At 38.1% G+C, this 14,439-nt stretch carries 12 protein-coding genes; 4 read left to right on the forward strand and 8 right to left on the reverse strand.

Annotated elements, in window-relative coordinates; all coding sequences use genetic code 11:
• Nucleotides 1-202: 202 nt before the first annotated feature.
• The 5 genes from ACSQ6I_RS18385 to ACSQ6I_RS18405 form a co-directional block, all read right to left on the reverse strand.
• The gene (locus ACSQ6I_RS18385) at nt 203-775 is read right to left on the reverse strand and encodes a DUF3727 domain-containing protein (protein ID WP_438891735.1); all 573 of its coding nucleotides are present in this window, start codon (nt 773-775) and stop codon (nt 203-205) included.
• 131 nt (nt 776-906) lie between these two features.
• A complete protein-coding gene (gene ruvX, locus ACSQ6I_RS18390; protein WP_438891736.1) occupies nt 907-1,383 on the reverse strand; it encodes a Holliday junction resolvase RuvX in 477 nt (158 codons plus the stop codon).
• Between the two features lies 1 nt (nt 1,384).
• Complete coding sequence (locus ACSQ6I_RS18395) at nt 1,385-2,617, reverse strand: GNAT family N-acetyltransferase (RefSeq protein WP_438891737.1); 1,233 nt, start codon at nt 2,615-2,617, stop codon at nt 1,385-1,387.
• A gap of 347 nt (nt 2,618-2,964) precedes the next feature.
• Complete coding sequence (locus ACSQ6I_RS18400) at nt 2,965-3,165, reverse strand: hypothetical protein (protein ID WP_015215709.1); 201 nt, start codon at nt 3,163-3,165, stop codon at nt 2,965-2,967.
• A gap of 340 nt (nt 3,166-3,505) precedes the next feature.
• Nucleotides 3,506-4,084, reverse strand: coding sequence for a hypothetical protein (locus ACSQ6I_RS18405; RefSeq protein WP_438891738.1), 579 nt, complete (start codon nt 4,082-4,084; stop codon nt 3,506-3,508).
• Nucleotides 4,085-4,673: 589 nt separating this feature from the next.
• Here ACSQ6I_RS18405 and ACSQ6I_RS18410 point away from each other — a divergent pair.
• Together ACSQ6I_RS18410 and ACSQ6I_RS18415 are read left to right on the forward strand one after the other, a co-directional pair.
• Nucleotides 4,674-5,567: a phosphate/phosphite/phosphonate ABC transporter substrate-binding protein gene (locus ACSQ6I_RS18410; RefSeq protein WP_438891739.1), complete on the forward strand. Its 894-nt coding sequence runs from the start codon at nt 4,674-4,676 to the stop codon at nt 5,565-5,567.
• 11 nt (nt 5,568-5,578) lie between these two features.
• Nucleotides 5,579-7,438 carry an ATP-binding protein gene (locus ACSQ6I_RS18415; RefSeq protein ID WP_438891740.1) on the forward strand — a complete coding sequence of 620 codons (1,860 nt, stop codon included), beginning with the start codon at nt 5,579-5,581 and terminating at the stop codon, nt 7,436-7,438.
• Here the strand turns inward: ACSQ6I_RS18415 and ACSQ6I_RS18420 are convergent.
• Entirely contained in the window at nt 7,435-8,316 is an 882-nt protein-coding gene (locus ACSQ6I_RS18420; RefSeq protein WP_438891741.1) for a 4-hydroxybenzoate solanesyltransferase, read from the reverse strand. The genes ACSQ6I_RS18415 and ACSQ6I_RS18420 overlap by 4 nt on opposite strands.
• 231 nt (nt 8,317-8,547) lie before the next feature.
• Between ACSQ6I_RS18420 and ACSQ6I_RS18425 the strand changes: the two genes are divergently transcribed.
• Complete coding sequence (locus tag ACSQ6I_RS18425) at nt 8,548-10,200, forward strand: Ppx/GppA phosphatase family protein (protein WP_438891742.1); 1,653 nt, start codon at nt 8,548-8,550, stop codon at nt 10,198-10,200.
• Nucleotides 10,201-10,692: 492 nt separating this feature from the next.
• Nucleotides 10,693-11,025 (forward strand): pentapeptide repeat-containing protein, encoded by a 333-nt coding sequence (locus ACSQ6I_RS18430; protein ID WP_438891743.1) that lies wholly within the window; start codon nt 10,693-10,695, stop codon nt 11,023-11,025.
• A gap of 37 nt (nt 11,026-11,062) precedes the next feature.
• Here ACSQ6I_RS18430 and ACSQ6I_RS18435 read toward each other — a convergent pair whose 3' ends face one another.
• A complete protein-coding gene (locus ACSQ6I_RS18435; RefSeq protein ID WP_438891744.1) occupies nt 11,063-13,288 on the reverse strand; it encodes a protein kinase domain-containing protein in 2,226 nt (741 codons plus the stop codon).
• Nucleotides 13,289-13,665: 377 nt separating this feature from the next.
• Nucleotides 13,666-14,433, reverse strand: a complete 768-nt coding sequence (locus ACSQ6I_RS18440) for a PP2C family serine/threonine-protein phosphatase (protein ID WP_438891798.1) — start codon at nt 14,431-14,433, stop codon at nt 13,666-13,668.
• Between the last annotated feature and the right edge of the window lie 6 nt (nt 14,434-14,439).

A 14,439-nucleotide genomic window follows, 5' to 3' on the forward strand; every position in this document is an offset into this window, starting at 1 on the left:
CAGCCAGTGTCTAAAATCACTACTCAAAACTTTTCAAACACCCTCTAATAAATGCGACATCTTAACGAATAAAATTCCACTACTAATCAAGCCAATTCACATAACGTGAGCAGTCAGATTAGCAATGGAAAAATTAAAAATTGAAACTTCCTTAATTAAAGATTGCTCTTTTTAATTCTGAGGGTTTAAATTTCAACTCTGATTATTCAACCTCATTAAATAGATGTTCTTCTAACAGCGGTTGAACTTTGCGAAACTCTTCAGGAGAGAGCAATTCAGGCTTGCCAGTATTAGTGATCCGGGCAAAAAATAACAGCGGATCAAGAGGAGTATAAATCGCATACTCCTGGTTTTCATGATAGAAGCTGGCGAGTAACTGAAGTTGTTCTGGTTCTAAATCAGCCTCATCATCTTCGATTTCTAAAGTGAAGAGTTCTGATTCTTCTACCGGAGGTAACTCACCTGCCACTGTCAAAGCATAGGCAGTGTTTTTAATGATCAGGTTTTGCTCAGAGAGGACAGCTTGGGCGGTGCTAAAAATTTTGTCAATTGTGGCATCATCTTCCACCAAAATAGCTTCTTCCTCTTCACCCTCATCTTGCCAAGCAAAGATTTCGATAGGTGAATCTACTGGTAGAAGTAAAACATATTCTTGTTCATCTACCGAGAGCGAATGCTCAATATAACATTCGAGCGATCGCTCTTTGTCATCTGTCAAAGTGATAGAACCAGAATTAGCGTGATCATTTTCTTCAGAAAATTCAGAGGAATACATAGTCACATTATGTAAATTTATCAATATCCCTAACTATGGCATTTATTGAACTGTGATATGGCAGTCAATGTCAACCAAAAATCTGGATATGCAGCTGAGTAATAGTTTTCAGAATACCATGTTAAAAGGTATCAATCCTCAACAAATGCTACTGATCTGTTGGTCGTACTACGTCTAGCATCTAACCATTGTTGCAAAATCAAAGCAGCAGCCTTGCGATCAATCAGTCCCTTATTCCGTGACGGAGAACGATTTTCAGCAATAATCAGTTGTTCTGCTTGATAAGAAGTTAATCGCTCATCCATATATTCCATAGGCAATTGCAGAGAGTCAGCCAGTCTTTTAGCAAATTTCTGCACATGACGAGCCTGAAAACCTAAAGAGCCATCCATTGAATATGGTAGCCCAATAACTAAAAGTTGCACTTGGCGCTCATTAACTATTTGTTGTATTTGCTCAACATCCTCTTTAAAGGATCTGCGCTCAATCGTCATAATACCTGTAGCAATCAAACCAGTACCATCACACCCTGCTAGACCAATGCGTTTGCTACCGACATCTAATCCCAAGGCTGATATAAAAGACTTTGATTGCTGCTGAGGTATCACGCTAATTGTTCTCCTGTACTGGGTCAGTTTGTTCAGATTGGCTAGATGCGTCCATATTAAAGTTATGGCTGCCAAAAGGAACAATTTCTGACTTGACTGGTATTGGTCTATCTGACTTGGGCTGCTGTTGTTTGGGAACCCATGACATCCCACCTGGTATCGGCTTACGTGCTGGTTGTAGTCCTTGGAGTACTTCCGGCCACTGAATTCCTTCCAAAGATACCAATTTTGATTCCCGGATTTTATGCCAAACCGAGCGCGACATAATCAGCGTATGTTCTATCCGCTTGGCCCCGATTCTCTCTAAATATTCTTCACGTTCTGGTTGATAATCGGAAGAAGCCAGTTGCAAACTTTGTTGGGGAAAATCTTGAGCAATACGGGCTAGTTGAGACAACATTTCTGGATACAACCAAGTATAAGCTGGGTGAACCGTCAAAGTTGCTACATGAGGATTTTCGCCCTTACGGTCAAGTTGCACTTGAAAATGACCAATTGCGGCTTTGCGTTGGGGTTCAAAAACATAGCCACTAACCACCTCAGTTTTAGTCATCCACTGTTTGACAGCATCAGAAAGAACGCCAAATAAACTGGTTTTAAAGTCATGGGTGTGTCGATCAAACACCTGACGAACCAAAGGCGGCATTGATGCTGTATCTAATTGATATAGCAATGGAGCATCAGCATTACTTACTGGTAAAAGATTAGGTAAGTCTGGTTCTGCTAGTGCTAATTCAACCAACAATTCTGGGCTAATTTCCCAGTATGTCATTTCTGCTAACCGCTGAAATCCATTTTGCCGATACAGCGCTAATGCTTCAATATCATTAATATTAACTTCTAGTAGCCAGGTGCGAGCTTCTAAAATTGATTCAAAGCAATGGCGCAGAAGTTGAGAGCCTACACCTTGCTTGTCAGCAGTCTGGTCTAACATCACCCTATCAATTCGCCAAGTGCTGCGGGTGCGGTTAAATGGTGACACTTGAATCATCCCCAAAAGCATCCGCCCTTGTTCTGCTACGTAACCACAGAAGCGATATTGTAATGGATTAGGGAACCAACTCAAAAACTTGAGTAACCCAAACCAATGGCGCAGCCATTCCATCGTGCAAGAAGCTCTCTTAGGAGAGAGGGCTGCGAATGAATCTTGAGTTAGGCGTTCAATACCGTCCAGATCTCGGTATTGAACTGGTCGAATTATAACGCTGAGGTTTCGAGGAAGTAGTGAATTCATTTTGATTCAAGCCGCCATTTAGCCTTTACTAATTGCGATTGGTGAGTTACTGCTGCAATCATCTTAACGGCTTTCTGCTCCTAGCTATTGCTCCAAAAGAGTGATTTTTGTAACTTAATACCAAAAAAGCATAAAAAGCAGAGATTGTGAGTACACCATTGGTGTAGAGACAACAATATCTGCTTCTATTTTATGGGAATTCCGGTTGAATTTCCGTGTAATAGACACAGGAGTGAGAAATAATCATGTCTTGCTGGAAACCATTTGTAGGGAAAATACCCTTCGGAAATGGCTACACGAATTGTCCCTAATGCTTTTCCACTCCTAATGTCTAATGGCTACTGCTTCTATAAACCTTGCCGAGAAACTAGCTTCTCAAAGTTAGCTTGGGTTTGATGGAGTAGTTGCTGGCGACTATCTTCTATTGTCTGTTTGAGGGTTGGAACCAGGTTGCGAGCTTGAAGCGTCATGTGCAGCTGTAGATGAGCTACGTATTCGCTGATATCTTGGTTTTCTACAACTGCGCCCGTTAGTAAGTTGGATTCCATTGCCACTTTTTTCCCCTTGATAAATTTTGTACAAATTTATAACATGATCAAAACTTATCATGTTGTTGCGTCTAGCTTGTTAATTTGCAATGAAGTGTAACGGTTGTTTACAGTGTAAAGAAAAGTAAACAAGGCTAAAACCCTTTTTCCCCCTGCTAGAAAGCCCCCCTGCCTTATCCCAACGACAATTTTTAACGCCAACCTACTTAGACGACGCTTCAAGTTACCAGTAAGTCCCACAATTTGAGGTATAAACAGAACATCAAAATATGGACACCGCCAAGCTGCGCCATCAAATATCAAGGGGCTTTCACCTCTAATTCCTGAATTTTGCTGTAAATTACCACTTTTCTACCCAATAGACAATTTCTGAAGCTGAACTATCAATAGCTACTCCATAACTATTACCATGATTCCATTTGAAACCAGGTTGTCCTTGAGCCTGTGCTTTTAATACTAATATTTCATAAGTATTGGGAAAGGCTTCAGTCCCGGATTTACCAGTGTAAAAAAATGTAGTAGGCACACCGTTTGGTTGTTTGCTATGGTCGTTTGTATCACCTCCTCGATATTGATGTAACGCAATTTTACTGTATTTAGAAAGTAATTTTTGAATTTGCTCCTGAGGCTGTTGAAAACGGATTTGTAAAAAACTACTTCCTTGCATCAAACCCGGAGAATATGCCATTCGCACAGCTTTAGCATCAGCTGGTATTTTTAGGGGAAAGTGTTTTATTGGCTCAATATCCGACCAGTTTTGATGACGAATTTCATGATAACGTGAGGCATCAGTAATTATTTGTACTGTTCCAGTCTTGTTAGCAGCTTTAGTGAGGAGAAAACTGCCAGCAATTACACTCAAGCTACCAAAAGAGAATATAACTATTGTGGCAATTTTTACAAGAAGAGATTTCTTCATTTAATTGGGTGAATCTAGCTTGTAGATTAATATCCCAACTATTAAAACTATAGTCCTGATAATTTTGAATCTGTCTACCAATATATTGACAAAAAATTCTGATTTTTATATTATTCTGCGTGATTAAAGAACTATAGAAATTTTAAATATAGACATATTTTAAGCATTCATATCTGAATAAAATTCAGCAATTCTACTAAGATGGTCAGGACTTATGCAAATGGCACATTGGTAAGGTGCGTCAGACTGCATAAATCTAGTAAATAAACAGATTTTTGATATCTGACGTGGTTGGTGAGCTTGCCGAACCACACCCTACAATAGATTTCTGGTGTGACACGCAGCTTTAGTCCTAATGATATCTAAAGTTTCTTCTTGTCAGAAGACTATTTTTGATGATTAATTAATCAAGTATTATACTAATAACCTTGCCTTAACCTTACAGGTTGCTACGGTGAGGTATAATAAGGCAGTGATTTAAATAACAGATTAATACCAAATTTTAATAAATCCATGAATCTTCTCAATTAGAGACTGGCGAAATAGACCTGAAAAAATTACACGTTATAACCATTATTAAATTTAATGTATGAAACGCCGTAAGTTGATATGGTATTCTTTGCTTTTTACTGTCGGTTGTGCATCTGGGATTAATACTGCTAATGATACGCCAGATCAGTTAGCTATTACAGCACCGAAAAAATTAAGATTTGCAGTTACAGATGTGACTGGGCTTGAAGATTTGCAGCGTGATTTTGGAGCCTTTCGCACTGCTTTAGCAGAAGTATTAGGTATACCTATTGAATTTTTTCCTGTGGATAATCCTACAGCGGCAGCACCTGCTTTGCTATCGGGACAGGTAGATATTGTGTTTGCTGGCCCTTCAGAATACTTAGTTTTAAATGCCAGAGCCAAAGCCATTCCTGTAGTTGCAATTAAGCGCATTAACTATCATTCAATTATTTTAGTGCGTGCCAATAGCCCCATTAAATCAGTAAGTCAATTAAAAGGCAAAACAATTGCTATGCGAAGTATTGGTTCAACTTCTGGTCATCTTTCTCCCATGAAGTTGCTCATTGATGCGGGATTAGATCCAAATACAGACTTCAAAATTGTGATGTTAAACGATAAGGGTATAGTCGCTTTAAAAAAAGGAGAAGTTGATGCCTGGGCAGTTGCATCGGATAGATACCAAAATATTCTAGCCAGAGAAGGCTTGTCTGAGCAAGATTTCTCTATAATTGTTACAGGGCCATTACTGCCTAGTGATGTATTTGTGGTTAGTAACCAGATGGCAGCTGATTTTGTAGAAACCGTGCGATCGCGTATGATGGCAAATCAGGATAAACTAATTCAGAGTCTGTTAGTTGCTTCAGCTAACCAAAAATATCAAGGAGGGCAGCTAGTGACAGCAGAGGATTCGGAATATAATATGATTCGTGAAGTTTATCAAAAACTTGGACAGGGAAACTTCTTACAATAGTTACTTAATGAATGATAGATGTTGCCAAGAGAAAAATTAAACCTGTGATCCTGTGGATCAGTTATCTAAGCAATAGCTGGAACATAGCCAAAAAAATTAGTTATGGTTACACTTTTACAATTGGTATTGCTGCTATTGGGACAGTGAGTGGTTTGGTAATTGCAAATCACTACGAAGGGACAGCCCAAAATCAATTATTCTTATCTTATCAGCAACAATCAGTTTTAAAAGATTTAAAAAATGCTGTAATAACAGTAAGATTGCATCCACAAAGATTAGCTACCGTATTAAATAATTCTATTTGGTTGGAATTTGAAAAAAACAAATTTTTGGATGATGTTACTCAGGTTAATCAGCAGTTATCTGAGCTAGAAATTTTTATTAACGCCTATCCTGATGATTTGGCAGTAAATAATCAAGAGTTCGCTATTTTAGTAAATAAATATAAAAAAAATACAGATTTATATACTCAGATAGTTAAAAAGTTTTGGCTGCAAATAGGATCAAATAACTTAACACAAAAAACTACTAAGTCTTACCAAGAAAAGCTAATTGTATTACTCAATGAAAGGGAATATATTGATCTCAATGTTAATTTTGAGAAATTATCAGATGATCTAATTATCATTATTAGGCGTGCTGATACTCAAAGAGAACAGGCTAATATTAGTTTTAAAAATGCCAAAAAACTGCGAATAAAAATCATTTTAGGGAGTATATTGCTTTCCTCTATAATTGCCGCAGCACTGGCATTTTTTACTACTAAATTAATTACCCGTCCGCTAAAAGCAGTTACTCAAACTGCTAGAAAAATCACTGAAGAGTCAAATTTTCAACTCAGGGCTGATGTTAACAGTAATGATGAAGTAGGTACATTAGCAAAATCTCTAAATCGGTTAGTGGAATGGGTGGGAGACTATACCCAGCAACTAGAGTTAGCTCGTAAAATTTTAGAACAAAGGGTAGAAGAGAGAACCCAGGAACTTCAACAAGCACAGCGAACTTTAGAACAAAGGGTAGAAGAGAGAACCCAGGAACTTCAAGAAGCGCTGCAAGTATTAAAAAATACTCAAGGGCAATTAATTCAAACTGAAAAAATGTCTTCTCTGGGGGAAATGGTAGCAGGGATAGCTCATGAAATTAACAACCCTGTTAACTTTATTTATGGCAATGTTCAATGCACTGAAGGTTATCTACAAGATTTGGTTGATTTAATAAATTTATATCAGCAAGAATACCCTAATAAAAATTGGGTAATTGAAGAAAAAATTGCCGAAATTGATCTAGAATTCCTCAGTGAAGATTTATCGAAAATACTTTTTTCTATCAAAATAGGCGCTCAACGCATTCGGGAAATTGTTTTGTCATTGCGTAATTTTTCTCGATTAGATGAATCGGAAATCAAGGATGTAGATATTCATGAAGGGATTAATAATACTTTATTAATTTTAAATCATCGACTTAATAAAGAAATAGTAGTTATTAAAAATTATGGTAATTTGCCTTTAATTGATTGTTATCCAGCCCAACTTAATCAAGTATTTATGAATATTCTGAGTAATGCGATAGATGCGTTAATTGATTATAAGGAGCAAACTAATAAACAAATATTGATAAGTACATCAAAGGTAGAGGATAATTATATCCAAGTAAAAATTAGAGATAATGGCTTAGGAATTGCACCAGAAATTATCAATAAGCTATTTGACCCTTTTTTCACTACTAAGCCAGTTGGCAAAGGTACTGGCTTAGGATTGAGTATTTGTTATCAGATAATTGAAAAACACCAAGGTAAAATAGAAGTTGTTTCGGCTGTTCCCCAAGGGACAGAGTTTGCAATTACTTTGCCGATCAAACATATAAGTATTTAAAAAGAACCGACAATCATACCTGCGAGAATTAAAAAACCAATCCACACATTTTGACGAAACATTTCACCATAAACAGGATTGGGTAGTTCTGAGTTTCTTAATTGCAGAGATTGCCAAAACCAACCAAGAGTAGCAATTACTAAGCTTATCCAGAAAGCTGTGTTGAGATTCACTAAAATACCGACACCAGCTAGGAGAATGACAGTACCAGCTAAGAAAATGCCAATAGCGGTGGGGGAGTGTTTACCAAAAAAGAGGGCGCTAGAATTGATACCAATACGTTGATCATCTTCGCGATCGCTCATTGCATAAATTGTATCAAATCCCAATGTCCACAGAACCGTTGCCCCCCACAGCAACCAAGTTGGTGCGGAAATGTTTTGTGTGACTGCACTCCAGCTAATTAAAACCGCAAAACCCCAAGCGATGGAAAGCACTAATTGCGGGATAGGAAACACCCGTTTTGCGCCTGGATAAAGTAAAATAATAGGTACTGCTCCCACAGATAGCCAGAAGCTCAAGGGGTTAAGATAGAAAGCGAGAACTGCTGCACAGGCTAGGGCAACGATACCAACTCCTATACCAACTTTTACAGAAAGAGTGCGAGAAGCAAGAGGGCGATCGCGTGTTCTCTCTACTTGCGGATCTATATCTCGATCCCATAAATCGTTGACAACACAACCTGCGGCACTTGTGGCTAAAGTACCTAATATAATTACCCCCACTAAGGGTAAAGGTGGTTTACCATCAGCTGCCAAAAACACAGCCCAAAGTGCAGGGATCATCAAAATCAATCTGCCCTCTGGTTTATGCCACCGTAATAGCTGGATAATTACAAGCCATAATGGTTTTTGGTCACTTTCTGATGTTTTTAGCATATTTGATCGATTCACATATCTTCACATCTACATCTATAGAATATCGTTATTTGAACACTACAAACACATAAAGTGAAGTTGCAGCTTTGGATACAGATTCACTATTTTAATTGTGAGTAATGTTACCAAACAATTAACCTGACAAGTCTGTAGATTGCCAGTAATAAGTATTGAGTGCGGATTAAACCGACACAAAGTTTGACCATCTGTTGTTAAGAGAGAGAAATTTAAATGCTGAATTTAGTTTCAGCTAATTGGGAGAGTACACCTACTCAACCAATTAAGCAAAACCCGATTATTGCGGCCATTGATATCGGTACTAATTCCTTACATATGGTGATAGTGAGGATTGAACCGACCTTACCAGCTTTTACGATGATCGCCAAAGAAAAAGAAACAGTCAGATTAGGCGATCGCAATTTGGAGACTGGAGAACTGAAACCAGAAGTGATCAAAAAAGCGATCGCTTGTTTAGGACGTTTCCAAGAACTCGCTAAAAGCCTAGAAGCAGAAAGCATTATCGCAGTAGCAACTAGCGCCGTCCGTGAAGCCCCCAACGGTCAAGATTTTTTACATAGAGTAGAAACAGAAATAGGCTTAACCATTGACTTGATTTCTGGTCAAGAAGAAGCACGACGCATCTATTTAGGCGTGTTATCGGGGATGGAATTTAATCACCAACCGCATATCATTGTTGATATTGGTGGTGGTTCTACAGAATTAATTTTAGGTGACTCCCAAGAACCCCGTAGCCTCACCAGTACCAAAGTAGGTGCAGTGCGGTTGACTGGGGAATTAATCACCACAGACCCCATCAGCGATATTCAGTTTAAATACTTGCAAGCTTACGCAAGAGGGATGTTAGAACGTTCTGTAGAAGATGTGCTTTCTAAACTCCAACCTGGTGAATCTCCGCAGTTAGTAGGAACATCTGGCACAATTGAAACTTTAGCAACAATTCATGCTAAAGAAAAAATGGGTGTTGTCCCTTCTACTCTCAACGGTTATCAATTTAGTCTTCAAGACTTGCGGACATGGGTAACTAGATTGCGACGGATGACGAATGTAGAACGTGCAGCAATTTCAGGAATGCCAGATAAGCGGTCAGAAGTGATACTAGCTGGGGCAATAATATTACAGGAAGCAATGACCCTGTTAGACGTGGATACAGTCACACTCTGTGAGCGATCCTTGCGGGAAGGAGTGATTGTAGATTGGATGCTAACACATGGTTTAATTGACAACAGATTGCGCTATCAAGGTTCGATTAGACAGCGTAATGTGCTGAAAATTGCCAAAAAATACCAAATTAACCTAGAGCATAGCGATCGCGTTGCTGCATTTGCACTCAGTTTATTTGATCAAACTCAAGGCAAACTACATAATTGGGATAAAGACGAAAAACAATTACTCTGGGCTGCTGCCATTTTACATAATTGCGGACACTACATCAGTCATTCCTCACACCACAAACATTCATACTATTTAATTAGAAATGGTGAATTACTTGGTTACAACGAAACCGAGATCGAAATCATAGCTAATTTAGCCCGTTATCACCGTAAATCTGCACCGAAGAAAAAGCACGAAAACTACCGTAATTTATTACATAAAGAACATCGGCAAATGGTGAGTCAATTGAGTGCAATTTTAAGATTAGCAGTAGCTTTAGATAGAAGACAAATTGGGGCAGTCTCTCGCGTACAATGTGAATACTTTCCCAATGTACATGAATTGAAAATGTTAATTTTCCCTTCTAGTCTAGGTGATGATTGCGCCTTAGAACTGTGGAATTTAGATTATAAAAAAGGAGTGTTTGAAGAAGAATTCGGGCTAAAATTGGTAGCAAGTTTAGTCAATACTTGCAGCGTTAATTTTTCTTAGCTTTTATGGTGCATTAAAATGTAAGAATTCAGGAGTCAGCCTTTCGGCTTGTCTTCGACACACTACGTGAACGCTCAGGGCAAGGAGTCAGGAGAAAGAAGGAATAAGAATATTTTTCTCTTCCGTTACCTGCTACGCACTGAGCTTGCCGAAGTGTTCCCTGCTATATCAAACATTCTATATCCTGAATCCTTACGTTAAAATTCAGTTAATGCACCTATACAAATATCTGGGTAAAATGAGGATGATTATTAATATTTTTTAACTTGATATTACCCTGGTAATACTACCTTTTTTATCTATTCATATAAGTTACATTTTGTCAAAAAAAAATTAGATGCATTTCCCCTGGCTATCACCGGAGATATTGGTGATTTGGGCTTCTGCTAGTTGTCCGATGGGGAGGTCGGTGGAAAAGAAGGTAAAGTTGAAGGTGTTCCAGATGGTGAGTAGGTTAGAGTTATATGTGTTATTTGATGAGAAACTTATATTATGGATGCTGAAGAGTTGTTGCAACGTTATGCTACTGGCGAAAGAAATTTTGTTGGGATTAATCTCAGAAATGCTAATTTGAGTGGAGTCAATCTGAGTGGAACTGACCTTAGTGGAGTTTGCTTGTATGCTGCCGATTTGAGAAACGCTAATCTCAGTGGAGCTAATCTCAGTGGGGCTGACTTGAGGGTTAGTCGTATGGAGGAAGTCAACTTGCAAGATGCCAACTTGGAAGGTGCTGACTGGTACTGTGCTGAGATGTATGGTGCTTTCTTCTGCAATACTATCTTGCCGGATGGAGATATTGTCACTGCGCCTAACCAACTTGAGTGAGTCTGAGCCAAGTATCCAGTGGAATCGCAATTCCTCATTATAAAATACTACCTCCTGGTATTTCTTCAATAGGAAAATTTGGTGTTTGATTATTCTTATTATTTGCAACAGTAAGAAAATATGAAAAACCCAGTAAGCAAAACAAAAGAATAACACCCCAGAATCCTTGATTGCGTTGCTTATTCCTGACTAGTATACTAGGTTTGAAAAATGCTTTTGATTTGGAAGTAGATGTTCGTGAACGAACTAGTTTTAATTGTGGAGTAGATGTTCGTGAATGAACTGGTTTTGATGCTGGAGTAGATGTTCGTGAGTAAATAGTTTGTGATAGTATCGGCCAAATTTTAATACTATTATCAGCACTTCCACTAGCAAGAATTTTACCATCTGCACTATAAGCTAAAGAACGAACTGAGTTAGAATGTCCTTTAAGAGTGTTTATTTCCCATCCGGTAGATGCATTCCACAGTTTGATAGTTTTATCACCACTAGCACTAGCCAGAATTTTACCATCTGGACTATAAGTTAAGGAAGGAACAGAATCAGAATGTCCTGTAAGTGTGAATATAACTTTACCAGTGGAGATATTCCACAGTTTGATAGTATTATCAGAACTCCCACTGGCAAGAATTTTACCATCTGGACTATAAGCTAAAGAACGAACCCAATTATCGTGTCCTATCAATGTGAGAATTACTTTACCAGTGGAGATATTCCACAGTTTAATAGTGTTGTCAGCACCACCACTAGCAAGAGTATTACCCTCTGGACTATAGGCTAAGGAAAGCACCGAGTCAGAATGTTCTTTCAGAGTAATTATTACCTTACCAGTGGACACATTCCATAGTTTGATAGTCTTGTCAGCACTACCACTAGCAAGAGTATTACCATCTGGACTATAGCTGAGGAAACAAACCGAGTTGTTATGTCCAGCGAGAATGCGTATTTCTCTACCTGTAGACACATTCCACACTTTGATAGTTTTATCACGACTACCACTAATCAGAATTTTACCATCTGGGCTGTATGCTAGGGAATTAATCCAGTCAGAATGGCCAGTCAGAATCTTGATTAACCCTCCTGTAGAAGTATTCCACAATTTGATCACTTGATCACGACCAGCACTAGCAAGAGTATTGCCATCTGGACTGTATACTATAGAGTTGATAGAGTTGGAATGTCCAGTGATAGTCAGGATTCCTGCTACCGTAGTGGCATGAATAGCAGGTAGTTCTTTTGGTTTATTAACCCCAAATATATCAATACCGAGTTTTGTAGAGCGATCGCACCAATAACATTTACCATAAGTTTGGCTATAATAATGACTATCTACCACTTTGCAGACATTTAACTCATTACTAGCAACCTTTAAAGCTGTCATCCATTCCTTAGCGGTAGGACGTAAATTAGGATTTTCATACCCATCATTAAAGCATTTTAAAAAATATTTTTTTACCTCTGGATGAACAATATCCAGAGGAATTGTTCTCTCTACAGATTGAATCAAACTATTTGGACTATATAACCATAAACCCTGGCGGATAAGTTCATTAACTTCTGGAGTTTCCCCCGCACCTATCCACTTTCCTTGAAAAGGACTATTACCACTAAATAATAATTGATAGATAATTACTGCTAACCGAAATCTATCATGTATTTCTGTTTGTTCAATACTAGCAATATCTGCATCAATCAACTCTGGTGGTGTATAACCATCTGAACCAACTAAACAACGATAAACTTTTCCATTTTTAGGATTTTTAACCTGAAATGAATCTGTATCAATAATTGAAGGTAAAGCGCGATTATTAACTAAAATATTTTGTGGTTTAATATCTCCCAACACATATCCAGAATCATGAATTGCCGCAATAAATGAGGCAATATTTAATGCCGTTACGTGCAGAAACCGCCAATTAATAGCAAGTTTTAACTTTTGACAACGCTGTGGATTATAAATATCAATAAGTTGTCTCGCATTCCTCACTTCTGGCATCAAAAAACCCACATAATTACCATTAGCATCTTTAAGTAATGACTTAGGCCAAGCAAAAGAAATATGATTCAGGTGGGAATTTGGATCAGTTGGTGGATACGATATCATTACCGCTAGTTTTTGCAACCGTTCAGGTGTTGGTAAATGATAAATTTTAGCTAAATAACCATTTAGATTAGTTCGCCAAACTTTCGCTTCACCACTATCTATAGATTCACCTAACAGAGTAATTGATTTTCCCGTACTGGCACAGGTGAGAACTGTCATATAATTTTAATTAGGGCTTGCTGAAATATACAGCGGATTTCATTTAAATGAGATACAAACTTGAATCATGAAACTCTTGTGGTGCGGGCATACTTCGACTAGCTCAGTACAAGTCTTGCCCGCTAGGTATGTACCTCGTGACAGCGAAATCCGCTGTATTGCTAAAATCCTAAAATGTTGGGTTTCATTCTCTTGCTTCGCAACGAAGAAAGCGAACAAACTAACCTACTAAAATCCTAAAATGTGTAGGTTGGGTTGAGGATTTGGGAAACCCAACAAAATCTCAGAAATCTCGAAAATGTTAGGTTTTATTCTCTTGCTTCGCAACTAAGAAAGCGAACAACCCAACCTACAGTTTTTTTTAAATCAATTGCATTCTATTCAAAGAGGCACAAAAGCAAAGTTTTATCATCATCAGTGCGAGAATTTAGTCGTTCCGAATTGAGGAAATCAATAATATAATGATCATCATCTTCTGGATTATTTATTTCTCGCAAATATTCTTCAAAAGGTTTAAAGAATGGCGGAAAAGGTTGCCAATCACTCAAGCGAATTGCAACTTTTTCTAGTCCATCAGTAGAAGCACAAATAAAATCTTGCTGTCCTGAAATAACCTTTACCTGCATTTCATCTAGTGCATTAGCTGAAGTGATAAAAGTCGTTTCGTTGAAAAATTCGCCCTTGTCGGGTTCAAATAACAATTGATATTCTGAATCTTGGGAACGCACCACAATAAATCCGTCCCCAATTTGCATAGTTGCGACCCATTCAGGAGTCGCTATGAAAACCAAAAGTGTACAAGCTAAATCATTGACAGCGTAATTTTTTGTGTCTGCTTGATTGTGTAATTTGGCAATCACTTGATTGACAATCTTAGCAAAAAAATCTTTAGCTTCTGGTTGAGAAAGTGGTTGAGAGAACCCTAACTTATGAGGATATTCATTAATATCTGCAAAGCATTTAATAACAGTTTCTACTGCTAATTTAGAACCAATTTGAGAATATTTAGCACTTCCAGCACCATCAGCAACCGCGCCCACAATCACATCATTAAAAATGCGATAATCTCCGTAGTCTTGACAAGGTATTTTTTGCTCTTGATGACTCGTTCCCGTTGCAGAACGAACAATTGCTTTCCAACCCACAATAAA

It is taken from the genome of Anabaena sp. WFMT, assembly GCF_051781005.1.
In the GTDB taxonomy this organism is placed as follows: Bacteria; Cyanobacteriota; Cyanobacteriia; order Cyanobacteriales; family Nostocaceae; genus Anabaena.

Bases quoted from the DNA above. Each gene is read 5' to 3' on its own strand.
- ACSQ6I_RS18395 (WP_438891737.1), bottom strand. From the start codon at position 2,617: ATGAATTCACTACTTCCTCGAAACCTCAGCGTTATAATTCGACCAGTT.
- ACSQ6I_RS18385 (WP_438891735.1), bottom strand. From the start codon at position 775: ATGTATTCCTCTGAATTTTCTGAAGAAAATGATCACGCTAATTCTGGT.
- ACSQ6I_RS18425 (WP_438891742.1), top strand. From the start codon at position 8,548: ATGCTGAATTTAGTTTCAGCTAATTGGGAGAGTACACCTACTCAACCA.
- ACSQ6I_RS18400 (WP_015215709.1), bottom strand. From the start codon at position 3,165: ATGGAATCCAACTTACTAACGGGCGCAGTTGTAGAAAACCAAGATATC.
- ACSQ6I_RS18430 (WP_438891743.1), top strand. From the start codon at position 10,693: ATGGATGCTGAAGAGTTGTTGCAACGTTATGCTACTGGCGAAAGAAAT.
- ACSQ6I_RS18420 (WP_438891741.1), bottom strand. From the start codon at position 8,316: ATGCTAAAAACATCAGAAAGTGACCAAAAACCATTATGGCTTGTAATT.
- ACSQ6I_RS18415 (WP_438891740.1), top strand. From the start codon at position 5,579: ATGATAGATGTTGCCAAGAGAAAAATTAAACCTGTGATCCTGTGGATC.
- ACSQ6I_RS18405 (WP_438891738.1), bottom strand. From the start codon at position 4,084: ATGAAGAAATCTCTTCTTGTAAAAATTGCCACAATAGTTATATTCTCT.
- ACSQ6I_RS18410 (WP_438891739.1), top strand. From the start codon at position 4,674: ATGAAACGCCGTAAGTTGATATGGTATTCTTTGCTTTTTACTGTCGGT.
- ACSQ6I_RS18435 (WP_438891744.1), bottom strand. From the start codon at position 13,288: ATGACAGTTCTCACCTGTGCCAGTACGGGAAAATCAATTACTCTGTTA.